This window comes from Wolbachia endosymbiont of Oryzaephilus surinamensis (assembly GCF_025617515.1).
Classification (GTDB): Bacteria; Pseudomonadota; Alphaproteobacteria; order Rickettsiales; family Anaplasmataceae; genus Wolbachia.
In genome coordinates this window covers 472,423-497,781 of the sequence record NZ_CP092526.1, presented here as the reverse complement: position 1 = coordinate 497,781, position 25,359 = coordinate 472,423, and the positions used below count along the sequence as shown (strand labels likewise).

Here is a 25,359-nt window from a genome sequence, read left to right as displayed (position 1 = left end):
CCATAGGAGAAAATTGACTAATTACAATTTTTCGTATCAATTTTCAATAGATTCATCGATGTATAGCTATAGTTTTATCAGTGTAAGGCTAAATATGCTAAGCTTATAAAGATGACAAAGCTTCAAAAAAAGCCTAACATAGTGGAAAAAGCTTTATGAAAATCAGAGTTGGAGTAATAGGCTGCTTAGGCAGAATGGGTAAGAAAATACTCAATGAATTAATTACGAATACCAAAGTGGAAATAGCAGGTGCTGTTGCTCGCTTGGGCAGTGAGTATATAGGCTTAGATATTGGGCCTATTGTAGGCAATAATTGCAATTTAGGAATCAAAGTTACAAGTTCTATTAGTGAGGTATTTGAATCGTCCGATGTTGTAATAGATTTTACAACTAAAGAATGTATGCTAGACTGCCTTAAGGCGGCCGTGAAATTTAAAAAACCGCTAGTTAGTGGCACAACTGGAATAGAAGGTCTAAATTTAAAAGACTATGCTGCTAAAGTTCCAATATTATGGTCAGCAAATATGAGTATAGGAGTTAATGTGTTGCTGAAATTGGTAAAAGAAGCTGCCAAGCTTTTAGGTAATGAGTATGACGTTGAAATTTGGGAAATGCATCACAATTTAAAAAAGGATTCACCATCTGGAACAGCTATAGAGTTTGGTAAAGCAGTTGCTAACGCTGCAAAAGTGGATTTTGAGCTCAATCAATATTCACATAATAATTCAAATATAAGAGGGAAAGGAGGAATAGGCTTTGCAGTATCTCGTGGAGGTGGAGTAATAGGAGATCACAGTGTCATGTTTGTCAATTCCGATGAACGAGTAGAATTAAATCACAAGGCAATTGATCGTACAACGTTTGCTAGAGGGGCGGTTCAGGCAGCAATATGGTTGTGCGAGAATAAAACTCCAGGACTTTATTCAATGCAGGATTTAGTATGAACGATAAATACGCTTTCGTTAAAAATTTAAATCTTTGGTATGGCTCTAAACAAGTTTTATTCGATATAAATTTGAATATTTGCAAAAAGAAAGTCACAACTTTTATCGGACCTTCTGGGTGCGGTAAATCGACATTTTTGCGTTGTTTTAATCGTATGAATGATTACGTACCTGGATGTAAAGCGACCGGTGAGCTGGTAATCGATGGGCTGGGTAATATATATTCACGTGATATGGATGTTGTATTGCTCAGAGCAAAAGTTGGTATGGTATTTCAAAAACCCAACCCTTTTCCAAAGTCAATATATGATAATGTTGCTTATGGGCCTAAATTGCATGGCATGGTGAAAAATAAGCAAAAATTAGATGAAATAGTAGAAAGTAGTTTAACTAAGGTTGGTTTATGGGAAGAGTTGAAAGATAGATTGCAAGATAGTGCACTAAATTTATCTGGTGGCCAGCAACAAAGATTATGCATTGCTCGTGCAATTGCAGTAAAGCCAACTATTTTATTAATGGATGAACCATGCTCTGCTCTTGATCCAATGGCAACCAACGCAATCGAAAACCTTATACAAGAGTTAAAATTGAGGTTCACCATAATTATGGTAACTCATTCGATGAAGCAAGCTAAAAAATTATCTGACAGCATAGTTTTCTTTTGCAATGGCAAGATTGTTGAATTCGGAAGTACTCAAGAAATCTTTGAAAATGCTCAGTCTCCTTTAACGAAGGAGTATATTCTGGATCATTAGCTTAATAATTGATATTTTAATTTTTTCTATGTATAATTTTATCAAGTTTATTGTGATAGGGGGTTAAAATGTTTAGTACAAGTGAAGCAACAAAAAAGTTGTTTAAAGCTATTGAATTTCAAAATGCTAGTGGTGAAAGAATAACACCTGAGGAAGCTTGGAATCATTTTCAACAAGCATTGAAAGAAGGAGCGAATGTTAATGCTTTTGAAGATGGAATGACACCTTTGATGTGCATTATTTCAGCTTTTGTTACTAGTAATAACGAGGAACATCAATATTTAGAGCTTATGGCTAAGTTGCTTGTACAGCATAAAAAAATTGATGTAAATATTAAAAGCAAGCAAGCTGTTATGGAGAGAAGACCAAAGGAACATGATGGTTATCCAGTTTACGAATTTGAGGAGAGAGAAGTAGTAGATAGGAGTCCATATCTTCGCTGCATATACCTTGACAATTCACAACCTGTTAATGAAGGATTTATACCTCAAAATTATGCTCGTGCAGAGGAGGAAATTAAGACCGGCAAGAAGGAAAAAAATACAGCTCTACACATTGCTTGCAAGTTGGGAAATGTAAACATGATAGAAATATTACTTACACATCCAAATATCAAACCTAATATTAAAAACTATGAAAACAAAAGTCCAAGAAATTGTATTGCAGGACATGTCAAGAAAGCAATAGAACCAGAATTCCTAAAGATAGAAGCAGTCGCTCAAAAAAGGAAACAAACTAATTATGCTTGTGCTTTTTTGTTATCTGGAGTATTTGCTGTTGGTCTATGTTTCGTAGTTGACAACCCAGTTCCACTTGCTGCAACTTCGTTGCTTTTTTTTGCAATAGGATGTGGTTTTCTGTATAGAGCAAATACAGTTATTAATGATGTAAGCTTCTCTCAAGTTATTGTGAACGAACGTGCTAGTGATTTATCTGTTCAGGTAAGGTGTCATTCCAGCACTTGATGCTGGTTTTCATTTAATCTCATTGAATTTAGCATAAGCTCAGTTTACTTGTAAATTTTTCTGGATCCCAGTGTCAGCTACTAGGATGACAGGAGTATGAAATGGGGCTACTTGACCATTTAGTTGTCTTTTCTCGTCTACCTTATTTTATCACTCTGCTGAACAGATACCTTTACTTTTTATGATTTCATTGGCAAGAATACGGCTTTCAAAATCGACACTTATTATGTCGGATAGTGAGTTAATATCAGAGTACTTGTCAAAGTTTTCTATTGTTGATTTTACTACCTCTACTACTTCTAAAAAGCCGATTCGTGACTTCAAAAATTCGTTAACAGCTATCTCATTTGCAGCGTTCAAAACAATACTATTTGTATGTGGAGAAGAAGAATTTAACACTTCCATGCTTAGCTTTAGTGAAGAAAAACATTTGTGGTCTGGTTCTTGAAAGGTCAATTTTTTTTGTTTTGTTAAGTCTAACTTGTAGTTCAAAGTTGATCTTTCTGGCCAAGACAAAGCATATGCAATGGGAATTTCCATATCAGTTTCTGCAAGCACAGCAAAGCTAAACCCATCCTGGTAAACTACAACTCCATGTACTATCGATTCAGGATGCACTACTGCTTCAATTCTATTTGGGCTAATTTTAAACAAATGATGTGCTTCTATTATTTCTAGTGCTTTATTCATCATTGTTGCACTATCAACTGATATTTTCTTTCCCATTTTCCAAGTAGGGTGACTTAGTGCCTGATTTACTGTGATATTTCTTAATTGTTCAAGGCTATAATTTAAAAATGGTCCACCAGAGGCAGTGAGTATAATCTTTTCTACACATTTATCATCATTTTGCAAAACTTGAAAAATTGCGTTGTGTTCAGAGTCGATGGGAATTATTTGTACGCTCCTTTCTTTAGCTTTTTTAAGTAGTAACTTACCACCGCAAACAATACTCTCTTTGTTTGCTAGAGCAATAACTTTAGTACCGCTTTCTATAACCTTTATAACTGGCTCAAGGCCTGCGATGCCAACTATTGCAATAACTGAGAGATCAACGGGTAGAGAAGCAACATTTGCTAGACCTGGAGCACCAACTTCTACTTTGACGTTTGTACCAAGTAGATCTTCTTTTAAATCTTTGTAGAACCTTTCATCAGAAATGGCAGCATATTTTGCATTAAGTAGATTTGCCTGTTGTGCTAGCAGAGCAAAGTTAGAATTGGCACTTAGTGCTTCCACCTGATATTCTTCCTTTCTCTTTAAGAGCAAATCTACAGTCTTTTTTCCAATGCTTCCTGTTGATCCTAAAACTGAAACTTTTTTCACTAATTACAATAAAATCTTCTTAGTTATTTAGTAACCAAGCTCATGATCATCACCAACAGATGGTGAAGGACCAGGTGAAAAAGATTGGCCATGATGATCACCTGCATCATGCATATCATGCAAACCATCAGCACTATGAGCCATTTCATTGCTAGCGTGGGGATAATCATCCGGATGATGCCCCTCATCACCGTAGTCCATACCCATTCCTTCTGATGGCATATCTTCTCCACCTCCACCTGAAAAATATTCAGCAAGACTTTCAAGAAATTTTATGCCAAACATATTACCTGATTTCCCAAATAACGTTACTAGACTGCTACCACTTACCAAACCTTCAAACACATTATTATAAGCAGCAATTGCTCCTTCATGAAAGTTGAACATCCACTTCATTCCATCCACAATTGTTGCAACAGAGTCACTATGACCAAGACCGAAACCACTTTTCTCACTAGCGGCTTCCTGGTGTTGCTGCTGTGCCTGCCATTCTGCAATATTTGGACCTTGTGCTTCACTCATAAACTTTTATTCTAAGCCTTAAGCTATTATTTTACCAAAAACACTGTAAAATATCAATTGTTTAAGAGAGGTTATTATAAAAATAGCTAACACTAAGCTATTTTTATGATTCTGAATACCAAAACATCGATAATGTGCTGTAGTAACAAAGTGATGACTTGAGGTTTAAAACAGCTTCTATTTCTTCTTAGAAGACTGCTCCTCTCTCTTTTCTTTTTATTATATATTATCTTAGTATTAACTTACTCATAAATTATTGACAAGTACTAATAATTTAATTATTATTAATATAATATTAATAATAAGGAAGAAAAATGCTTACTAATGATTTATCTAATAGTAACACACCATCATCAGCTCCGCCACCACCCCCACCCCCACCTCTACCACCTGCAGATTGGAGAGAAAATTGGAAGCCAGCGAAAAATAACGATAAAAATGAAAACACTCTTGGTAGTACTCCATCAAAAACCAGCAATAGCACTCAATTAAAAAGAGGTCGATCTGAGGTTACTAATCCAAATTTGTTTGAAGAGTTGAAAAATAAGATAAAACACAGGAAAGAAGAAGAAAATAATGCGAGTGACAAAACTGCAGATAAAGGAAGCAAGAATAGTATTCATGTTAAGAATCCAGAAATAGCGCTCAATCATAAAGAAGAAGATAATGCGAGTGACAAAACTAAAAATGATAGAAGCAATACTAAACAGGTTATGCCGAAAAAACCTATGACTGAACAACATAATGGTGTACACTCTGATAGTGAAAATCAAAAGTCATCTGTAGCAGAACAAAAAAAGGCAACTGCCTTAAAATATTCAATTGCTATTTTGTTATTGTGTACATCCGGTCCTGTAGCTGGAGTATGCACGTATTTTATCATTTCAGCAGTATTAAGTAGTGCTGCAGTGCCAGTTTCTTCTGCAGTTATTGCTTTTGTTTCTGCATCGGTTATGTTGAGCTTAGCTGCATATCTTATCTATTCATACCTTTCTGCAATAAACAGCGAGAAAGGAGTTGATCCTGGTAGAAAACAATCACAAGATTTACAGAAAGCAAAAGGACTTGAACACAGCAATACTCATACATCATCACTTTCAGTAACGCTTGGAACATCCAGTGCACCAACATCACCTACTCTAAAGAATAATGCTAATAATAAATCCATACCCTCAGGAGGTGGCAAGCAACAAGGAAGTGGAGATTTGATGGCTGATTTGCACGAAAGGCTCAAAAAACGAAGAAAAGCAACTGATGGAGAGGACGACGTACAACAGCAAAACAACGAAGTATGTCAAAACCAATCACAAGATTTACAGAAAGCAAAAGAACTTGAACATAGCAATACTCCTACACCATCATTTCCAGTAATGTCTGGAACACCCAGTGCACCGCCACCACCACCTCCTCCATTGCCACAAAATGCTGCACCACTACCATCTCAGCCTCCTCCTCCTACAGCTTCCAAGTGTACGGAGAAACCTAAGAATTGTGCACCAAAAAATGCTAATGAATCTGAGCATGATCGTTCTGCTCTGTTTGCGCAGATAAGAGAAGGACGTTTTAAGTTGAAACATGTTAACAATAAGGACAACGTACAACAGCCAAGTAACCTGGACGGGGCATTCAATAAAATGTCAGCTATGATCCCACCACCACGGAGTCGTAGTAGTAGTGTATCGAGTAGCAGTAGTGAAGAGTATGAACAAGATTGGAGCGATAATGAAAGTACATATTCAACACCTCTAAACCCTCAACTAGACAATAAAAAAAGAAGGGATAGTTCTGACAGTGGTCATGAATCTGATGATAATGTAAAACCTAAATCCACAACTCCACCACGTTCTACACTAAAGGCAGAGAAGCCACCGATATCGCCTAAGCCTGTTAATTCAAAAACGAAATCTGAAGCTTCTTCTCCAACAAAAACAAATACTGTGGAGCTAGCAAGTAGTGAGATGCAAGAATCGTCTACTGTTTCTGTTCAGGAAATCCGAAAGAGATTTGAATAATAAGGAAATGTCAAGAAAAGCACCATACACTTTCCTTCCTTTTTAAAATAAGTTTACCTAAAGGCCTGATTGTACTAAGATTGCTTAGTACAATCAGATTTATCAAATGCGTTTATCTCAATATTACCTGCCAACTTTAAAAGAAACCCCGGCTGGTGCTGAAATTATTTCTCATCAATATTTGTTACGTGCGGGCTTAATCAAGCAGACAGCATCTGGAATTTATTCTTGGCTGCCGCTTGGTCTTTTGGTACTTAAAAATATTGAAAATATTATCAGAGATGAAATTGGTGCGATTGAAGTGTTGATGCCTTGTGTGCAGCCAGCAAGTCTTTGGCGAGAGTCAGGACGTTACGATGATTACGGCAAAGAAATGCTACGTATTAAAGATAGGCATGAAAGCGATATGCTTTTTGGTCCAACACATGAGGAGGTGGTAACTGATTTGATTAGAAATACGGTAAAAAGTTACAAAGATTTACCACTTTGTTTATATCAAATTCAGTGGAAGTTTCGTGACGAAGTAAGACCTCGTTATGGCGTTATGAGAGGCAGGGAATTTCTGATGAAGGATGCATACAGTTTTGATGTAGATTACGAAGGTGCACTGAATTCATATAATTTGATGTATAAAACTTACATAAAAATCTTCAAACGAATGGGGCTTACTCCAATTGGAGTGAGGGCAGATACAGGACCAATTGGAGGAAATTTAAGTCATGAATTTCATATATTGGCAAACACCGGTGAGAGCACTCTATATTATGACAATAAACTTTTTGAATTACTAGAAAGCGAAGATATTGAAAGCCTGAAGAGCATATATGCAGTTGCAGACGATATGCATGATCCTGAAAGTTGTCCTATAACGCAAGAACAGTTAAATGTTAGCAAGGGTATTGAAATAGGGCATATTTTTTATTTTGGTGATAAATATTCGAAACCTATGAAGGCAAGTGTTACTTCTCAAGATGGAAAAAATGTTAACATGCATATGGGTTCGTATGGTATTGGAGTTTCAAGGCTTGTTGGCGCAATAATAGAAGCTTTCCATGATGATAAAGGAATTATCTGGCCAGAGGCAGTAGCTCCTTTTAAAGTTGGTTTGATCAATTTACAAACAAAAGTAACGGAGGCTGCAGATAAAATATACAAAGCTTTGAAAAGCGATGAAGTGCTTTATGATGATACGGACGAAAGTGTAGGAGTGAAATTTGCCAGAATGGATCTGATAGGCTTGCCGTGGCAAATAATTATTGGAAAGAAAGCAGTAACTTCAAATATAGTTGAAGTAAAAAATAGGGCAACTGGAGAGGTACAGGAAATACAAGTTGAAGAAGCAATAAATCGTTTTAGCGCAAAATGATATACGGTATTGGCACTGACATAGTATATATACCCAGAATATTGAGAATATCACAAAAATACGGGGAAAAATTTCTCAATAAAGTCTATACTAAGAAGGAAATAGAGATAAGCAAAAAATATAATAGCCAAGAAGTAAGAGCAAAATATTTTGCTAAACGCTTTGCTGCAAAGGAAGCTTTTGTTAAAGCGCTAGGCACTGGATTCAGCCAAGGAATTATAATGAAAGATATAGAAATATACAGTACTATCAGGGGAAAACCACATCTTGCTATCACAAAGGATTTCATCTCGAAAGACTACAAGATACACCTTTCTCTAAGTGATGATCAAGATTATGCTACTGCGTTTGTTGTAATTTGCGTTGAGTAGATATTGTTTAGTACATATGATTTCAAAAATTTTTTTGAAATTATACTTTGACCTACACAGATCGACCTTTCTGTGAATCCTGGTTTCTGCTTTCTTCAACTTGTTTTGCAAAAGACGTCTCTTGTGTATTCATATGTTGAAGTGGTTTAGCAATTTCGCGCACAACAGCAGCAACTGCAGTTAAAAACGCCTTGAACAATCCACCTAAAACTCCACCAACTGCTTCTCTACCGTACATACGAGCTTGCTTTTCATTGTCATCAGCAGTTTCCCCTGCCCTCCTTCGTGGATCCATTCTATGAGCAATAACTGAAAACAACACCCCCCTAATTGAAGACTTCACTCGTGCTTTTGCCTTCTGAACATCCCCATCACTTGCTACTTCATGTTTTTCCCTACTATTCATTAGCTCCTTTTGTTGTTGAAAACTTAAGATCTCTTCCATCAGTTGTTTCTTTCTCTTTTCCAGAACTCTTTTCTTGGATTCTGATTTATCGCGAGTGTGCTTTGTGGTTTCAAGTTCTACATCAATATCCTCAGATGCTGCTTGGCTATATAAGGTTTCTATGAGCCTATCTATACTTCGCTTTACTTGCATAGTCCTTTCGTAACTATCTAAATTATCAACTCCTTCATCAATTTGACTTAAAATATCCTCGAAAGGTTTTAAATACTCTTTGCACTGCTCTTCAAGCTGATTTTCATTCTTCAAATTCCTTTCTCTTCTGTCATCGCTATTCTCTTCAACATTATCATCGCCTTCTTCGAAAAGATCCTCATCGTTCATAATTTTTTTTAATTTATTCCCACTTATTATTATTGTATATGAAAAAATTAAATTAACACTAATGAAAAGTGTTCACAACTTCAGCACTGGCTAAAACTACAGTGAAGCTGTCAAAAGTGGCAGGATCATAATATCTCTCATACAATTCAACCGAACACCTGAGTTTTATCTTCTCCTTAGCATTAAAACTAATCTCATAATCATTATTAGAGTTTAACATTGCAGAATTACGCAATAATTCATCAGCCAATACTGAATTTAAAATGCCATTAATTTTTATTGTAATCTTTCTACTTCCAGCACAATCAAGCACTTTTCTCCAGCCAAAAGAGGAAATATCTTTCATCTCCTCTTTGTTATTACGCAAAGTAAACCTTAAGTTTCGTATATTATTCAGCACAACAAAATTATTGTCATGACCTTTAATTTTCAGCTGTAATTTGCTCATCGCTACCTCCTTGTATTAAAATATCAAAATTAATTGTTGAATGTAAAACTTCATCATGCTGATTTATAACACAATTACTTTCCAAAATGGTCTCACTACTAATGCTCTTTACCACCAAGCCAACATGCTTTATAGCAGCAAGCATGCTGCTTATATGATAAGTATATATGTCGCATGAAAATCTTACTTTTGTAGCAAAATTAGATAGCATATGCAGGTTAACATAATTTACTATGCGCAATCTCAGATAAGGAATAGTAACCTGCTTAGGCAGGTAATCATAGATGTTAGTAACATATTTCTTTAAATCAGAGTTTGCTTTTAATGCTGCATAAATACTATCATACAACTCATTTATAATTTGAATTTTTTCCATCTCACAGATACGTTTACGAAGATTGCAATTTGCAGGTACAACAGATGGTATCATCCTAGTGCTTACTGCACGAACATTATCTGTCAAGAAGATGTCATCCCATCCCCAGACACTGGTTCACTTTATAATGATGTCGTTCCAGTAGCTCTTTCTTGTAATCCCAGTACTGGGATCCAGGAATTTTATTAAGTTGGTAAGCATAAAAGTAGCCGTTTTATTTTAAAATACAACGTTTTGATGATCATGAAAAAACTGGATCCCAGTACTGGGATGACATCGAAGGGGCTACTCGGATGACACCATCTGTTGTATCTGCTATTGAATGACAAACAGGAACTACAAAACAACCTTTGGTTCGCGAAATGGAGAATACACCTTCTTTACCTCAGATAAATGGCTACTTACTTCTGATTCACGATTTTTATAGAGAGCAGAAACATGCTGTATAATACCTAGCTTTATTTGCTCAGGAACACTATCATAACCAGCTTCATATACAACATCAGCCCTTATTATGTTCAAATAATTGAAAAATTCAATATAGCTTCCTATATCACTAAAATAATAACTAAGTTTTCTATTCTTATCAGTAGCCAATATTATTTTATTCACAGGACCATAGCTTAAATAGATTCTACGAGGTATATAACCTTCATATGAAACTTGCCACGTTTGCTTTACTAGAGACTTTTCCATATGCCACTGAGCATAATCAGTTGCCATAAAAATAAAACTTGAAATCAACTTATCATCTTGATCATTTTCAATTCGTAAAAAAGATTTAACCTCTCCTAAAGTTACTGGAAAAGATTTAGGCTTAGACTTACGTTGTATATTTATAATTGGATACTTTAGTCTTGTTGACATAACAACCCTCCTTTTCTATATATAGCTAAAATAAGTAAGACTTATCCATAAAAAATCTTACTTATTTTAGTTATCACTTAATATTAAATTGCAGCAGCAACTCTATCGTACAAGTATATTGAGAAGAGAACGTATTAACGCTGTTTCTCCTTTTTTATTGATCAAGTTTACTAAGCCAGATTTTAGTAGATTGACATTCTGAGAATGAATGTTATTGAAAGTGGAGTTTATTTCTTTAGCAAGTAGACTGCGAAATTTCTGCACACTTTCATATGCGATATTTTCAAGTTCATGTGCAAACTTATCTTGAGCTACAGCTGCTATGTCTTCAACTTTCTCATTGAACTCTTCTAGCTTTCTTTCCTTACCTTTAAAATTTTTCGTAAAAGTTTTCATATTAATTGGCCTCAACTATTCTTGTAATTATAATGACAATAAAAAGACTACCGAAGTAAAAAATTAGCACTACAATACTGCAAACAACAGCAGCACACCAAACCGGTTCACTTTATAGCGTAAATTCAAGTATGTCATTCAAGTAGCCCTTTTTTGTCATCCCAGTGCCCAGACACTGGGATCCATGTTGCTCACAAGCAAACTAGCATAGAAAGGTGGTACAACGTTTTCGATGAGATTGCAGAAAGGCTGGATTCCAGCATCAAGTGCTATCTCTATAGGACTCCTCACTAATCAAAAATATTAATAAATTTACTAATTATAAAAAAGGCAAAAGGATCCCCACTTAGTGAGTTTGACCCTATAATAATTTAAACTGGCGCTGTAATAATGTGCTAACGCTTAAAATAAGCGCGTTTTGGCTGAATGTAGAAAAAATAAAAAAGACATGCAGCCGCTATAATTTTATGTAATCCGCCAATAAGTACCTTAAGTTTTTTACTGAATTTTTGTTATTGAGCCTGCAGGTCAAAAACAAGTTTTGAGTCATAAATACCCTTAGTGTCATAATAAGGAAAGCTGGCAATATTTGTCAAGTAGTTTTCTTATCTTTTACAGGCATAATTTACATGCTACAATCAAATTTTCATAACTGGTGAATAAAAATGCAAAGAGATAAAATTAAAGTAGAAATAAAAAAGTTATCACATGGCAAAAGCTTGCCTCTTCCCTGTTATGCAACTATGCAGAGTGCTGGCATGGATCTTTATGCTGCATTGGACGACTCTGTTATTTTAAATCCACTTGAAAGGTTACTTATTCCAACTGGCATTGTAATTGCAATACCAAACGGTTTTGAAGGACAAGTTCGCCCACGTTCTGGGCTTGCTGCAAAACATGGAATCACTGTCTTAAATTCTCCGGGCACTATAGACTCCGATTATCGAGGTGAAGTTAAAGTTTGCCTAATCAATCTAAGTAATCAGCCATATGAAATAAAAAGAGGAGATAGAATTGCACAAATTCTTATCACTCCTGTACCTGAGATAATTTGGAACAACATAGAAGAATTCTATGCAAAAGAAACTGCTCGCAATGAAGGAGGCTTCGGCTCAAGTGGTAGATAATTTATTGTTTATAAGTTGACAATAATAATTCTTTACATACAACTTTAATTAATTTAAATGAGGCAATTATGTTAATTTTTAAAAACCACCGTGGCCAGCTCCACAAAACAAATACTGCACTTTTAGTACTTACTTCTCTGTATGTTATAGGCGCAGCAGTAGCACTTTCATCACCATATTTGATGTCTTCAACTTATATACTTGCTCCACTTGCAGCTTTTGCAGCTACACCACTTGGAATGAGTGTTTTAGCATTTGTTACTGTTGCACTGATTAGTTTAGCAATATATTCCTTCATGAAAAATAATGAAATATCTGAACTTAAAGCTCCGAGAATTGTTGCTGGTAGCTCTCAAAGATACCTGATGTTGCAGGTAACAAATAAAGATCTTGAATTTATTGAAAAGAACTATAAGAACGAAAATGGTGAATATACTATAGATTTTACTAACTCAAAAGGCGAAGTATTCAAAGCTGAGAGTTATGGTCAGATCAGATATATTGGTAATCCTGATCCAATCTTGCTTGGCAACACTAAACTCCTTGATATACATCAGCTATACAAGAAGAAAGGGGATAGTACATTTGAACAGATAAATTGTGGACAGGAGTTAAAAACGTTAGGTTTAAACGTTGAAGAAAATAATGTTCAAGAACTAACCATCGAATTTGTGCCAAGCTCAATTGTTAAGTCACCAAAAGTTGAACACGAAAAGCCAGAAAGATTATTAATCAGCCAAGTATAAAAGGAATAAGTCTTCCCTTCATTTTTTAGTGTTAATGACTTAAACTTATTGTAGAAACTGTCTCAAAAAATAGATATTCACATACTTGTAAGAAATTTGCTAAGGATTTTTATTTAGTCTGACTGCATCCTTTACCTTATCTAACAACCCATTAATAAAGCCAATTTTGTTTGGAGCATCAAGTAAATCAGATGCAATGTTAGTATATTCATTAATAACAATTGGTGCTGGTGTATCAAAATCAATTAACTCACATACTGCAATACGCAAAATAGATAAGCTTATAAGATTTAATCGTGAAAGTGACCAGCTTGGGTGTAAATAAGACTCTATTATTTTATCATATTCTTCACTGCTTTTTATAACCTTACATAACAAGTTTTCTAAGAACTGATGTTCAAATTCTTCACATTCAAATATATCTTTCAACGTACTTATGTAGTCCTTAAGCTCACAATTTTCCAATTTAAAAGTGCTTTTGTTGTAACTTACAAAAATATTTGAATAAGCAATTTGTACAGCAAGAAATCTTGCCGTACTTCTTTTTATGCGCCACTTTTTATCTACTGGTTTTTCCTCCATTATTTTAATTTATTGTGTAGATCTATCATATGCAAAACAGTTGAGGCTGCATGGCCACCAACGTTCTTTTTATTTTTGTCAGCTCTAATTAGTGCTTTATCTTTGCTGTCAGCGGTAATTACGCCCATACCAAGGGGTATTGCATAATGCATAATAACTTCATTTAAGCCTTCGATTACTCCTTTACAAACGTATTTATAATGATCAGTTTCACCGCGAATCACGCACCCAAGAGCTAAATAACCGTCATAATTAGCATTCTTGCTTTTTACTGCAAAGAGAATTGTAGCTGGTATCTCAAATGCACCAGGAACTTCAATTATGTCATAGCTTGCATGACTTTCTTTTAATCTATCGACTGCACCTTCAAGCAAAAGGTTCGCTATTTCGGTATAATAAATTGAATTAACTATTAGTATTTTCGACATTTATCCCGACTTTTCTTGTTAAGAAGAACTTTATTAAGTATTGTTGAACCAGAGTTATAATATTACTAAATATCCAATATATTACCAGGCCGGCAGGAAAAGAAGAAAAAATAAAGACGGAAATGTAAGGTAAAAACTTCATAACATTTACTTGAATATCATCTTTACTGGTTTGATCTTTCTCACTTAGCTTCTGCTGAATTATCATGGTAGCGCCGAAAATTATAGGTAAAATGCCTATAGAAATAGGAAAGTTATAATTAAACAACCCAAATAATGTAAAAATGTTTGTTGGATCAGAAGCTGAAAGATCCTTAATCCATAAATAAAAAGGGGCGTGTCTCATCTCTATAGTAACAAATAATACTTTATACAGAGCAAAAAATACTGGTATTTGTATGAGCATAGGGAAAATGCTCGACATTGGATTTACATTGTTTCTCTTGAACAACGCAATTGTCTCTTTGTGCTGCTTTAAGCTGTCATTTTTGTACAACTCTTTTATACGAGTTAATTCAGGCTGCAGGCTTTTCACCTTGAACATCGAAATATATGATCTATTAGATAAGGGAAGCATCAAAAGTTTGATTACTAAAGTTAGCAATAATATTGCTAAGCCAAAATTTTTCAAAACAAAGTTAAAATATTCAAGCAGTAAAAACACCGGCTTGGTTATAAAATAAAGAACACCAAAATCTACAGCCTTATCAAACAAAGGTATATTGAGAGTGTCTTTATAAGAATCAAGTAAATTCAATTTCTTTGCCCCAGCAAAAAAGTAGTTCAGAGTAGAAACACTTGCACCAGGGAGTATGTGTTTGTAAGGTTTAACAAAATCTACTTGAAACTTATCAATGTTATTAACATTCGTATGCTTAATACTTACATTTATTTGATCAGATTTTTCAGGTATGATAGCTGTAAACCAATATTTATCAGCAAAACCAAACCAACTTTTTTCACTTGTGCTGGCCTTTATTAAACGTTTCTTGGAAATATCCTTATATGTCCACTCCTCTAGTTTATTGTTAAATGCACCTAGTACTCCTTCATGTGATATCCAATAGGATTCGTTAATATTATCACGTTTACGATTGATTTTACCATAGGGAACCAAAACTACATTATCTTTTGTATTGTTTTCAATAATTTGCTCAACTTTAAACATGTAGTTATCGTCAAGGCTAATTTTCATTCTAAATAAAATGCCATTTTCATTATCCCAAAATAAATTGACCTCTTTTTGATTGAGTTTATCTGCTTGCCATACTGTTTTAGAATCTGGAACTTTAATCTTTTCATTCGGATCGAGCCACCCAAATTCTGCGAAATATACATCTTTTGATTCTGCAGGTGACAGTAACACCACTTGTGGAGAAGAAGAACTCGGTTCTAAGTGGTAGTTAGTTAAGATTAAGTCATCAAACCTTGCACCTTTCAGAGAAATTGATCCTTCAAGCATGTTATTGGTTAAATTAACTCTCTGTTCTCTAGTAGAATTAATAATTTCAGAACGATTTTGGTATATCATAGGAGCAAGGTCGTTAGAAGATTCGATATGTTCAATATTTTCAATCGATGGTTGGCTTTGGCTCGTGTTAAGAAAATTATCATAAATAATATGCCATAATACTATAATCAATATAGAAAGAATTGTTGCTAAAATTAAATTTTTTGCTTCTGACATGAAATTAAATCGAACATACCTCCTTAAAGTATATATTAAATATTGTACTAAAACAATAAAATTTACTTATTTTTAATAATAGCTTTTAACGCTAATCTTAAAAATTTACTCTTATGGCTTCAAATTTTAATAATATGAATGCAGCAAAAAATCTAGTTATTTGGCTACTGATAATAGTCATTACTGCAATGTTTATTGATTCACAAGGGGATAAACTAAGCAATAGGTTTCTGAGCACTTTTCTACCGTACAAAGGAAGGGTTCAAAATGGCGGAAGTATTGAATTTACAAAGTCATACGATGGACACTTTTATATTCAAGCTCAAGTCAATGATCGTAATATAACGTTTTTGCTTGATACCGGAGCAACTGATATTGTTCTATCGCAAAAAGATGCGTTACATGCTGGTATTAACTTACAAAACATTCAAGACTTTAAAATATATGAAACTGCAAAAGGTCAAATAAAAGCTGGTGTTGTTCACATCCCTCAAGTTAAAATAGGAAATTTTTTAATTAATGATGTACACGCTAGTGTTAATACTCACTCTATGTCCCATTCATTACTTGGTATGAGCTTTTTGAGATATTTTCATTTCACTATTAGGGATAATAAGCTAATATTATATCGTAGTTAAACGTTCTATACTCTACTTATCAACGCTCTGCAGGTCAATATAGGAGCAGAGATAAATATTGCGGAACAGGTGCCGATTGCAATGCCAAAAGAAATGATTAAGCAGAAGTCTCTGACCACACCTGTACAAATCAGCACTAAAGGAAGAGCAGCAAGAAGAGTAGTACCTGAAGTTAACATAGTACGAAATAGTGTAGAATTAATGCTAGCATCAACTATTTCATCCATTTCTACATCTTTTCTATTTTTTTTATACTCTCGAATCCGATCGTATATAACCACTGAATTATTGATTGAATAGCCAATCACGGTAAGTAGAGCTGCAACTGATGAAATATTAAACTCAATACTCGTTAAGCTGATAAAGCCAAGAGTTAAAATCACATCATGGATCAGTGCCATTATTCCACCAAGTCCACACTGCCAGCTAAATCTAAGCCAAACATAAAAAAATATTCCAATAATTGCAATTAACATGGCTGATATCCCTTCAAATATCTGCGTTGAGCCTATTTGTGGACCAACATAATCTATTTTACGATAAGTTACTAAATTACCTAATTTGCTTTCTAATATACTTTTAACCTTTTTAATTTTATCTTCATCTCCCTCATCTTTAAACCGCACAACTAAGTTATCACCAGCTTTTGAACTCTGTATCGTAAATCCACTCTCTTTTAATATACCGAGAATAGCATCATCCTTGCTTGAAGATTTTATCTCTATCAAAATTCCACCTGTAAAGTCTATACCCAAATTCATTCCACGCAGCATAAAAGTAAGCATTGAAAAAATGATAAGAATAACGCTAACAAGTGCTGTCAAATTTCTATATTTACTAAATCTTATATCAAGATTATCTGGAATAAGTCTAATTGCCATATTTCCTACTTAAATTGTGATTTTATATACTTTTTAAGCAATCGACTAGCTATTTTCTCTTAGCTTATACTAATAATGATCTTTGATTTACTTAATCTACTTGAACAAGATATTTGATCAAAAAAATGAAAACAGCCTGGTTGTCATTAATAAAGTGCTACTTAAACATCTTTTTTAATCGATTGATTTCATCAGCAAATTTTGGGTCAGTTCTTATGAAATTTTCCACTTGTTTGACTGCGTGTATAACAGTAGCATGATCTCTACCACCAAAATTTCTTCCAATATCTGGTAAACTTTTTTGCGTAAACTTCTTTGCGAAATACATAGCTATTTGTCTCGGCCTCGCAAGACTGCGGAGCCTTCTATTAGATTGCATATCTGCAATCTTTATATTGAAAAATTCAGCTATTTTTTTCTGTATTTCTTCTATTGTGATTGACCTATGATTTGACCTAAGAAGATCAATTAGGGTCTCACTAGCTGATTCTACTGTCATGCTTCTTCCAATTAAAGAGGTATGAGCAACCTTATTTAATGCTCCTTCTAGTTCTCTTATATTGGATTTTATATTCCTTGCCAAAAATTCTAGGACATCCTTTGGAACATACATATTCATTCGTTCCACTTTCGCCTGCAATATACCAAGTCTTAATTCAAAAGTTGTTTCATTAATATCTGCAACTAATCCCCAACCAAGTCGTGATTTTATTCTTTCTTCTACTCCATCAAGATCACTAGGAGACCTATCAGCTGATATAACCAATTGTTTATTTTGGTCTATCAATGCATTGAAAGTGTGAAAAAATTCTTCTTGTGTACTATCTTTACCACTGATAAATTGCACATCATCTACCATCAATACATCTACTGATCTAAATTGCTCTTTAAATAACATAATATCTTTGCTCCGCAGCGCCGTAATATATTGATACATAAATTTCTCTGCTGATAAATATACCACTTTTCTTTTTGCTGACGGAGAATTGACTATGTCCCAAGCTATAGCATGCATTAAATGTGTTTTACCAAGTCCCACTCCACCATATAGAAATAAAGGGTTGCTTCCTGATATTGGATCTATAGATTCCGCTACACGCTTTGCCGCTGTAAATGCTAACTCATTTGACTTTCCTACCACAAAATTATCAAAAGTGAATCTGGTATCTAGTGGTGAACCAAGATTATGATTATTTTCCTCTCTATTTTTTAGTATCGTATTAGAATTTGAATTTCTTTCTTCAATTAATTGAATATCAATAGAACATACACTTTGATCTTCGCTTTGCCATAATGACAATATTTTTTCCATGTAGTGAACTGTAATCCACTCCTTTATAAATCTTGTTGGTACAGACAACAAAACTTCTCCATTTCTGTTGCTGATAAATCTTAGTGAACTCAGCCAGCTGTTATATGTTGCTTCTCCATAGAGATTATGGAGATAATTTTGGATTTTTTCCCAAGTAACATTGTGGTCCGTTACTGTAATAATCTGATCAAAAAACATAGTAAAAACCTTAGGGTTAGTTAAGTTCATATACCACACCAAGAAAGAACAATAATCAGAAAGATGCAAGATAATCAATAGCTTACTGTAAGATAAAAAGCTAAACTACTTAATACATATCTAAAATTATGAGGATTTTTTGACGAGTTGTAAAGAGTATAAAAGCACTAAAATTGATCATTTTTTTGAAATAAAAACAATCAATTTGTAAATGTCGCTTGTACCGAGGATTAGAAGTATGTTATTAAAAAATAGTAATATATTATGTATAAATAAGATATTAAATTTACTGATAAATAAGTAAAGTACTTGCATAAATATAGCTGATTTAGTATAAATTTATTGAAGTAAATTTGTGATTATATTAAGTAATTTGAGTCATAATACTGTATTCGGTATTGAACTGGAGTTTTACACTGAGGGAATAAAAAAAGAATATTTATTTCTGAATAGCATCAAAAATAAAATAGCTTCTCTTGGATTTTTTTGTGAGAAAGAGAGTTCTTTAAACCAATACGAGATAAAAAGTGATTGTTATACGAGTCCTGATAATTTAATTATGCATTTTGAGTTAGTAAAAAAATTACTGATTGGAACAGCACAAGAGTTCGATGGTAATGTTTCTTTTAAAGCAAAACCTTATTTGGATAGAGCAGGCAGCGCACTAAATGTACATGTTAGCCTCATGGATTCAAATAATAATAACTTATTTTATGGCAATAAGCAAAAATATAGTGACCACCTGATTCACAGCATAGGTGGATTATGTGCAATGATGAAAAAACATATGTTGTTTTTTGCTCCAAATGATGATTCATATTTAAGATTTCAGTACCCAGATATTCATACTCCAACTACGATTAGTTGGGGAGTGAATAACAGAACTGCTGCGATAAGAATTCCCTATTTTGGCAACGATTCCAAAAGATGCCGCCTAGAGCACCGTGTTCCTGGAGCAGATTGTAACCTTGAAAAAGTACTCACAGCAATAATTGAAGGTATAGTTTTTGGTATAGAGAACAAAATTGCTCCGCCAAATAGAGTGTATGGCATTGCATCTGATCCTCAATATAAGATGGAGAGTTTGATATAGCAACTACCTGTTAAACCCTAACCCATTAAACTCCTTTGAGGTAATTGGCCATTCTAGCACTTTCCTCACATCATTATTTACATTCCCATACTGTAATAGCAAGTCTGCAGCAGATAGTTTCTGCGTACTTTTAGATGATCCAGCCCTATATTGGTAAGGTTGCTCGGTGGCTGCTCAGGAAGTGGATTACCAAGTGCATCCATGTGTTTAGGTAAAGGTTCCATAACAATATTTGTAGCACTAGAAACGAAATGACTATCTGTAGTATCAGCACTTTTAGAAAGTGAATTACCTTTGAAATCCATATGTTTAGGTAGTCCATTTTTCATTTCTTCTTCTGCTCTTTTATTTTTTAATTCTTCTTCTAGCTCAGTTTCAGTTCTTTTTGGTTCTTTTACGGTATCTTTTTCTTCACCTTCATCAACACTGCTATACCCTTCATCTTCTGACATATCATCAGTTTTAACAGACTTAGGTCTTGCTTTATTAAGCAATGAAAGTAATGCGTAAGTAACTGCAGCAGCAGTAACTATAATGGCTATCTTTGCAGCAATGTGAATCATTGTTAAAAATACTAAAGTTGATGAAACACCAACCAACCCAGATACGATCGCTTTATTCTTGCCTTCTATCACACTTAAAACTGCTACCACAATAATCCCTCAAATACCATACTAAAGTCATATTATATAGAAATTTTCTTACGCTTGCAAAACTGTAAAAATTTTAATCATTTACATAAAGCTATATGAGGATTAATTAATATATAATTTATCTTAGCTATAATATGATATAAATACGTATAATGTTTGGCATGAAAAGCTTACTTGTAGAGAGGAATAGAACAGTAATATTATTGCTTATCGTGATTTTTACCTTCGGCTCATACACTTATATAAAGATGCCAAGAGAAAGCAATCCTGATATACAGATTCCTATAATTAGTGTATTTGTCGGGTTTCCTGGTATTTCTGTCGAGGATAGTGAAAAGCTATTAGTGCTTCCTATAGAAAATGAACTAAGATCCATCGAAGGTGTAAAAGAATTGAGAGCTTTTGCAACTAATGATGGTGCTCACATGATAATCGAATTTAGAACAGAGTATAATAATAAAGAAGTGCTCGATAATGTCCGTTCAAAGCTTTTAAACATAAAATCAAAATTACCTATTGAAGCAGAATCTCCGATAATCAATGAAATAGACTTGAGCTTATTTCCGATACTAAACGTTGGCTTGATTGGTAATTTGCCGGAAAGAACTTTAACTGAAATAGCACGCAAACTAAAGAAAGAAATAGAATCTCTGCCAAATGTTCTTAAAGTTGAAGTAGCAGGTATGCGTAAAGAAACAGTGGAAGTTATAATTGAGCCCACAGTTCTAACAAAATATAACATTCAATCAAATGAGATATTTCAAGCTATATCAAACAACAACAGATTGGTAGGAGCCGGATCACTAGAAAATGATACCGGTAAATATTCGATTAAAATATCAGGGTTATTAAAAGACATAGAAGATATTATGAATATTCCTATTAGATCTCAAAGTGATGCAGTTTTGAGAATCAAAGATATAGCAAAAGTATACCTTGGGTTTGAGGATCACCAAGGATTTGCTCGTATTAATGGACTACCTAGCATTGTACTAGAAATTTCAAAACGTAATGGAAAAAACATAATAGACACGGTAAATCAAGTAAAATACTTAATGGACAAAGCAAAAGATCAATTACCTGAAAATTTAAAAGTAGTTTATTTGAATGACCAGTCAAAAAATGTACGTGATGTGCTTGACGACTTGGAAAATGGTATAATATTTGCCGTATTACTAATATTAACCATAATAATGCTCTTTATGGGAACAAGGGCTGCTATTCTTGTTGCACTATCAATACCTGGCTCCTTTCTAATAGGAATAATGGCTCTTTACCTCATGGGTATTACTCTAAATATAGTTGTGCTCTTCAGTTTAATTATGGCAGTTGGCATGCTGGTTGATGATGCAATTGTAATCAGCGAATATGCTGATAGAAAGATGATTTGTGGCATGGATAAAGTAGAAGCCTTTTGCACCTCAGTTCATGATATGTTTTATCCAGTTTTATCATCAACATTGACTAAATTAGCAGTGTTTTTCCCTCTGTTACTCTGGCCCGATACAGTCGGTAAATTTATGCAGTACATACCAATTACAATAATTCTAACTTTAACTGGATCGCTAATTATGGCTTTGGTTTTTATACCAACACTTGGTGCAATATTTGGTAAACCTTCAATAACTTCAAAAAAAGAAATAATAAGAATGAGTGCTATAGAAAGTGGTGAGGTAAAAAATACTGGGCTTATAATAAGAACTTATGTACGTATGTTAGAGAAAGTCTTAGATCACCCCAAAAAATTTGTATGTGTTGTTGTGTTTGTTTTATTTTTGTCTAGTATATTATATTTTACTTTTGGTCCTGGATTAAAGTTCTTTCCGAATGTAGATTCAGATAACATTTTAATCAGCGTTAAAGTAAAAGAAAGCTTATCAGCCAAAGAACGAGATTTGATACTTAAGAAAGTAGAAGAACGTATTTTGGGTGTTGAAAAGGAAATTTATGTTTTTTATGCTCGATCAGGAAAATTTTCAGACAACGTTATTGCCAAAATTCAATTGGAACTTGTAGATTGGCGCTGCAGGCGCAAAGCTACGCAAATACTAAATGATATAAGGAGTAGTGTACAAAACATAAAAGGAGTAATAATTGATGTACAGGAACAAAAGTCAGGACCATCAGCTGACAAGCCAATACAAATTAACTTAAGCGGAAGTGCATCCAACTTGAATTCAGTAGCAGAGAAAATCCTAAAAATTATGGACCAACCTTCATCTGGATTTATAAATATTCAAGATAGTAGATCAGCACCTGAAATAGAGTGGAATATGAATATTGATAAGAGTAAGGCTACAAGCTCTGGAGTAAGTGTTGCAACCATCGGTGATTTTATAAAGATGGTTACAAATGGAGTATTAATTGGAAAATATAGACCAAATAACGCAGATGAAGAAATTGATATTGTACTACGCTTTCCCAGAAAGAATCGCAACATGAAAACTATAGATAACCTTTTTATTAATACAGCAAATGGACCATATTCTATGAGTAGCATAGTGAAATACGTTCCCGAAAAAAAGGCAAATAAACTAAGTAGGATTGATGGATCACGCACAGTAACAATCTCTGCTGACGTTGATACTGGCTATCTTGTTGATGAAAGAGTTAAGTTCATTCAAAATTCGATTACTCAAGACTGTAGTAAAGGAGTAAAGATTGATTTCAAAGGTGATAAGGAAGATCAACAAAAATCAGGAGCATTTTTATTAAAGGCTTTTATATTAGCAATTACATTGATGATATTGGTGCTAGTGGCACAGTTTAACAACATATACTATACATTTATCGTAATGACAGCAGTGTTTTTATCAACAACATGTGTATTTTTCATTTTCTTTCTTATTCAGAAAGTTTTTGTAGTTGTCATGTGTGGAGTGGGGATAATTGCTTTAGCAGGAATTATAGTGAATAATAATATACTATTGCTTGATGCCTTTCATCAGCAAATTAAGGTGCGCAAAAATAACATTAAGCAATGTATAATAAACGCTTCAATTTCTCGCATCAGGCCAATACTACTTACCGTTGCAACTACAGTTCTTGGTTTAATACCGATGATTACTAGGTTAAATATCAGTTTTTTTACGCTACAAATCACATATGATGCTCCATCAAGCCAGTGGTGGGTTGATATTTCAGCAACCATAGCAAGTGGAATATTGGCTGCAACGGTCTTAACTTTATTCTTTACTCCGGCATTGCTTATCATACAAAGACATGAAAAAACTTGACTTAAATTAGCAATCATTTAACATTTAAGATAGCGTTCTTTACCTGTTGAAGCTATAATTATAACTAATTAAATTGGATTTATTTATATGATTGCTAATCGTAAAAGCAGTGTTAAGCAGAAAAGCAACAAGAATAACATAGTTGGAAGCCTTGATGTAATAAAAACAGCGGGAGAGCTCTCACTTCAAAAAGGTTTGGATTTTAATATTATAATAAATGCACTTAAAAGTGCTATCGAAGCAGTAGCTCAACAAAAGTATGGTAGCAAAAGTAAAATTGTAGTTAATATAGATAGAAACACAGGCAAAGTTACCTCATATAGACAACTAAAAGTCATTAATGATGAATCAAATGAAAATGAGTGTGACTTAATTAAGTTGACACAAGCTAAGTTAATAAAAGAAGATGCAAAAGTTGGAGATACTATTAGTGAGTTGATTTCTCTTAACACTGATCTTGTTTCAGCAAGAATTGCCCAGCAAAAGATTTCTGAAATAATCAAAAATGAAGAGTTAAAAAAGCAATATGAGGAATTTAAAGATAAGGTAGGAGAAATGAGGTATGGCATCGTTAAACAAGTAGAATATTCAGATCTTATTATAGACATAAACGGAATTGGAGCATACCTCCCTTTACGAAACTTAATTGGTGGTGAGTCATTTCGTGAAGGCGATAAGGTTAAAGCTTACATACAGGCTGTTAAGCGCTCTGACGATGGACGTCAAATCATTCTTTCTAGGACTCATGAAGGCTTTTTAGAGGCATTGTTGAATCAAGAAGTACCAGAAGTTGCTGACGGATTGATAACAATTAAAGGTATAGCTAGAGACGCTGGTTCAAGATCTAAAGTTGCTGTTTTTTCATCTGATAAGAATATCGATCCAGTAGGTGCTTGCGTTGGAGTTAAAGGAGATAGAATAAAAACTATTATACACGAATTAAACGGTGAAAAAATCGACGTCATACATTACTCATCAGATTTGGGTCAATTTGTTATTAAAGCCATTACTCCTGCAGAAGTATCAAAGGTCATTATTGACGAAAATGAAAATTGTATAGAGTTAATAGTTGCTGAAGATCAATTGAGTTTAGCTATAGGAAAAAAGGGTCAGAATGTAAGATTAGCTTCAGAGCTTGTTGGATGGAAAATTGAGATATTAAGCACTCAGCAAGAATCAGAAAGAAGAAACAAAGAATTTAGTCAATGTTCAGTTTTATTTGCTGAAGCTTTAAACTTAGAAGAGATTATGGGCCAATTATTGGTAACAGAAGGTTTTTCAAGTGTAGAAGATATATCTAACACTTCAATTAAGGAACTTGCTTCAATAGAGGGCTTCAATGAAGATATTGCAAATGAACTTCATAATAGAGCAAATAATTACCTGAAAGCAGAGAATGATAGAAAAATAGAAGAGCTAAAAAATTTAGGTATGGAAGACGATGTAATCAACTTAGCCTTATCAATAGATAATAAAATTGCTCTTAGTAAACATAATATTAAAACTTTAGAGGACATAGCAGATTTATCAAATTATGAGTTTTGTAGCATACTCTCTTCCTCAACTAATAATAAAGACAATCTAAAAGATACAGCAGATTTAATAATCATAGAAGCACGTAAAAAGCTTGGATTAATATAAAA

The 25,359-nt window shown here is 33.9% G+C and carries 24 protein-coding genes and 1 pseudogene; 12 read left to right on the top strand and 13 right to left on the bottom strand.

Annotation, left to right across the window (positions count from 1 at the left end):
- Nucleotides 1–155: 155 nt before the first annotated feature.
- The 3 genes from dapB to MJ631_RS02105 all read left to right on the top strand — a co-directional run bounded on the left by dapB (nt 156) and on the right by MJ631_RS02105 (nt 2,664).
- Nucleotides 156–944 carry a 4-hydroxy-tetrahydrodipicolinate reductase gene (gene dapB, locus MJ631_RS02115; RefSeq protein ID WP_214303368.1) on the top strand — a complete coding sequence of 263 codons (789 nt, stop codon included), beginning with the start codon at nt 156–158 and terminating at the stop codon, nt 942–944.
- Complete coding sequence (pstB, locus tag MJ631_RS02110) at nt 941–1,699, top strand: phosphate ABC transporter ATP-binding protein PstB (protein ID WP_012481738.1); 759 nt, start codon at nt 941–943, stop codon at nt 1,697–1,699. Before dapB ends, pstB begins: the two co-directional genes overlap by 4 nt.
- A gap of 68 nt (nt 1,700–1,767) precedes the next feature.
- Complete coding sequence (locus MJ631_RS02105; protein ID WP_019236312.1) at nt 1,768–2,664, top strand: ankyrin repeat domain-containing protein; 897 nt, start codon at nt 1,768–1,770, stop codon at nt 2,662–2,664.
- 150 nt (nt 2,665–2,814) lie between these two features.
- On the opposite strand, the gene dxr is transcribed toward MJ631_RS02105, so the two are convergent.
- Entirely contained in the window at nt 2,815–3,990 is a 1,176-nt protein-coding gene (dxr, locus tag MJ631_RS02100) for a 1-deoxy-D-xylulose-5-phosphate reductoisomerase (RefSeq protein ID WP_214303367.1), read from the bottom strand.
- A 27-nt stretch (nt 3,991–4,017) separates the two neighbouring features.
- A complete protein-coding gene (locus MJ631_RS02095) occupies nt 4,018–4,512 on the bottom strand; it encodes a hypothetical protein (protein WP_007302735.1) in 495 nt (164 codons plus the stop codon).
- Between the two features lie 314 nt (nt 4,513–4,826).
- Between MJ631_RS02095 and MJ631_RS02090 the strand changes: the two genes are divergently transcribed.
- The 3 genes from MJ631_RS02090 (at nt 4,827) to MJ631_RS02080 (ending at nt 8,261) form a co-directional block, all read left to right on the top strand.
- Nucleotides 4,827–6,524 (top strand): WH2 domain-containing protein, encoded by a 1,698-nt coding sequence (locus MJ631_RS02090; RefSeq protein WP_262986587.1) that lies wholly within the window; start codon nt 4,827–4,829, stop codon nt 6,522–6,524.
- Between the two features lie 106 nt (nt 6,525–6,630).
- The gene (gene proS / locus MJ631_RS02085; RefSeq protein WP_052264936.1) at nt 6,631–7,890 is read left to right on the top strand and encodes a proline--tRNA ligase; all 1,260 of its coding nucleotides are present in this window, start codon (nt 6,631–6,633) and stop codon (nt 7,888–7,890) included.
- Nucleotides 7,887–8,261, top strand: a complete 375-nt coding sequence (locus tag MJ631_RS02080) for a holo-[acyl-carrier-protein] synthase (RefSeq protein WP_010401163.1) — start codon at nt 7,887–7,889, stop codon at nt 8,259–8,261. Before proS ends, MJ631_RS02080 begins: the two co-directional genes overlap by 4 nt.
- 52 nt (nt 8,262–8,313) lie before the next feature.
- On the opposite strand, the gene MJ631_RS02075 is transcribed toward MJ631_RS02080, so the two are convergent.
- The 5 genes from MJ631_RS02075 to MJ631_RS02055 form a co-directional block, all read right to left on the bottom strand.
- A complete protein-coding gene (locus MJ631_RS02075; protein ID WP_214303365.1) occupies nt 8,314–9,048 on the bottom strand; it encodes a hypothetical protein in 735 nt (244 codons plus the stop codon).
- A gap of 58 nt (nt 9,049–9,106) precedes the next feature.
- A complete protein-coding gene (locus MJ631_RS02070) occupies nt 9,107–9,496 on the bottom strand; it encodes a phage tail tube protein (RefSeq protein ID WP_007302803.1) in 390 nt (129 codons plus the stop codon).
- A complete protein-coding gene (locus tag MJ631_RS02065) occupies nt 9,471–9,926 on the bottom strand; it encodes a DUF3168 domain-containing protein (protein ID WP_012481716.1) in 456 nt (151 codons plus the stop codon). Before MJ631_RS02065 ends, MJ631_RS02070 begins: the two co-directional genes overlap by 26 nt.
- Before the next feature lie 282 nt (nt 9,927–10,208).
- Nucleotides 10,209–10,739, bottom strand: a complete 531-nt coding sequence (locus MJ631_RS02060) for a head-tail connector protein (RefSeq protein WP_007302801.1) — start codon at nt 10,737–10,739, stop codon at nt 10,209–10,211.
- 102 nt (nt 10,740–10,841) lie between these two features.
- A complete protein-coding gene (locus MJ631_RS02055) occupies nt 10,842–11,135 on the bottom strand; it encodes a hypothetical protein (protein ID WP_214303364.1) in 294 nt (97 codons plus the stop codon).
- 665 nt (nt 11,136–11,800) lie between these two features.
- Between MJ631_RS02055 and dut the strand changes: the two genes are divergently transcribed.
- A complete protein-coding gene (gene dut / locus MJ631_RS02050; protein WP_007302799.1) occupies nt 11,801–12,262 on the top strand; it encodes a dUTP diphosphatase in 462 nt (153 codons plus the stop codon).
- Between the two features lie 68 nt (nt 12,263–12,330).
- Nucleotides 12,331–13,008, top strand: a complete 678-nt coding sequence (locus MJ631_RS02045) for a hypothetical protein (RefSeq protein ID WP_214303363.1) — start codon at nt 12,331–12,333, stop codon at nt 13,006–13,008.
- Between the two features lie 99 nt (nt 13,009–13,107).
- On the opposite strand, the gene nusB is transcribed toward MJ631_RS02045, so the two are convergent.
- The 3 genes from nusB to yidC are packed head-to-tail and all read right to left on the bottom strand — an operon-like array spanning nt 13,108 to nt 15,705.
- Complete coding sequence (gene nusB / locus MJ631_RS02040; RefSeq protein ID WP_006014794.1) at nt 13,108–13,590, bottom strand: transcription antitermination factor NusB; 483 nt, start codon at nt 13,588–13,590, stop codon at nt 13,108–13,110.
- On the bottom strand, nt 13,590–14,018 hold the full coding sequence (locus tag MJ631_RS02035; protein WP_052264871.1) for a 6,7-dimethyl-8-ribityllumazine synthase: 429 nt from the start codon (nt 14,016–14,018) through the stop codon (nt 13,590–13,592). Before MJ631_RS02035 ends, nusB begins: the two co-directional genes overlap by 1 nt.
- The gene (gene yidC / locus MJ631_RS02030) at nt 13,996–15,705 is read right to left on the bottom strand and encodes a membrane protein insertase YidC (RefSeq protein ID WP_019236304.1); all 1,710 of its coding nucleotides are present in this window, start codon (nt 15,703–15,705) and stop codon (nt 13,996–13,998) included. Before yidC ends, MJ631_RS02035 begins: the two co-directional genes overlap by 23 nt.
- Nucleotides 15,706–15,818: 113 nt before the next feature.
- Between yidC and MJ631_RS02025 the strand changes: the two genes are divergently transcribed.
- Nucleotides 15,819–16,343 carry a TIGR02281 family clan AA aspartic protease gene (locus MJ631_RS02025; RefSeq protein WP_007302795.1) on the top strand — a complete coding sequence of 175 codons (525 nt, stop codon included), beginning with the start codon at nt 15,819–15,821 and terminating at the stop codon, nt 16,341–16,343.
- A 5-nt stretch (nt 16,344–16,348) separates the two neighbouring features.
- Here the strand turns inward: MJ631_RS02025 and secF are convergent, their stop codons facing one another.
- Entirely contained in the window at nt 16,349–17,224 is an 876-nt protein-coding gene (secF, locus tag MJ631_RS02020) for a protein translocase subunit SecF (RefSeq protein WP_007302794.1), read from the bottom strand.
- A gap of 157 nt (nt 17,225–17,381) precedes the next feature.
- The gene (gene dnaA / locus MJ631_RS02015) at nt 17,382–18,764 is read right to left on the bottom strand and encodes a chromosomal replication initiator protein DnaA (protein WP_213863681.1); all 1,383 of its coding nucleotides are present in this window, start codon (nt 18,762–18,764) and stop codon (nt 17,382–17,384) included.
- 325 nt (nt 18,765–19,089) lie between these two features.
- Between dnaA and MJ631_RS02010 the strand changes: the two genes are divergently transcribed.
- A complete protein-coding gene (locus tag MJ631_RS02010; protein WP_007302792.1) occupies nt 19,090–19,827 on the top strand; it encodes a type I glutamate--ammonia ligase in 738 nt (245 codons plus the stop codon).
- A 3-nt stretch (nt 19,828–19,830) separates the two neighbouring features.
- Here MJ631_RS02010 and MJ631_RS02005 read toward each other — a convergent pair.
- Nucleotides 19,831–20,480: pseudogene (locus MJ631_RS02005) on the bottom strand (hypothetical protein).
- 161 nt (nt 20,481–20,641) lie between these two features.
- On the opposite strand from MJ631_RS02005, the gene MJ631_RS02000 reads away from it, so the two are divergent.
- Nucleotides 20,642–23,716, top strand: a complete 3,075-nt coding sequence (locus MJ631_RS02000; RefSeq protein WP_214303362.1) for an efflux RND transporter permease subunit — start codon at nt 20,642–20,644, stop codon at nt 23,714–23,716.
- Between the two features lie 87 nt (nt 23,717–23,803).
- Nucleotides 23,804–25,357: a transcription termination factor NusA gene (nusA, locus tag MJ631_RS01995; protein ID WP_010407241.1), complete on the top strand. Its 1,554-nt coding sequence runs from the start codon at nt 23,804–23,806 to the stop codon at nt 25,355–25,357.
- Nucleotides 25,358–25,359: the final 2 nt, after the last annotated feature.